The organism is Mesorhizobium sp. WSM4807 (genome assembly GCF_055811615.1).
Genome location: NZ_JBVVQY010000118.1, coordinates 1 through 635 on the forward strand (window position 1 = coordinate 1; position 635 = coordinate 635).

Below are 635 nucleotides of genomic sequence, written 5' to 3' on the forward strand. Positions count from 1 at the left end.
TCATATTTCTCGCGCGCCTCGAAGATGAAGACATTGCGCTTGCGCGGCTCCACCGGCAGCGCCAGTCCGGCCATTGCGGAAACCTTGCCGGCATTTGGCCCGGCGGCGTTGGCGACGATGCCGGCGTCGAGCCGCTCGCCGTTGTCGAGGTTTACCCCGGTGACGCGGTCGCCCTGCCGTTCGATACCGGTCACATCGGCGGTGATGAATTCGATGTTTTTGTCGCGCAGCGCCTTGCGGAACAGCATCAGCATGGCATGCGCGTCGAACCAGCCCTCGCCCGTGCGGCCGTAGGCGCCGGCGGTGATGCCCTCCGTCGACAGCCACGGAAACCGGCGGACGAGCGCCTCCGCATCCTCAAGCACGATGTCGGCGCCCTCGGCCAACTGCGTCTCGTGGTTGGCCTTGAGGATCGGCAGCCCGTTCTCGCCGGCAAGGATGAGATAGCCGCCTTCGCGAAAGCCGATATCGGCGTCGGCCCCGAATTCTTCCGTCAGTCGCCGGAACAGCTTCAGCGTGAACTGCGACAGCCGGATGTTTTCCGGAATCGAAAACTGCTGGCGGATCGAAGCGCAGGACAGCGTCGTTGCCGCATGGGCGAATTGCGGGTCGCGCTCGACCAGCGCGATCGAGCC

The 635-nt window shown here is 65.2% G+C and carries 1 protein-coding gene; it reads right to left on the reverse strand.

Annotation, left to right across the window (positions count from 1 at the left end):
• A partial coding sequence (locus AC0L3N_RS33935; protein WP_473552062.1) for an NAD(P)/FAD-dependent oxidoreductase occupies window positions 1-635 on the reverse strand: 635 nt, incomplete at both ends.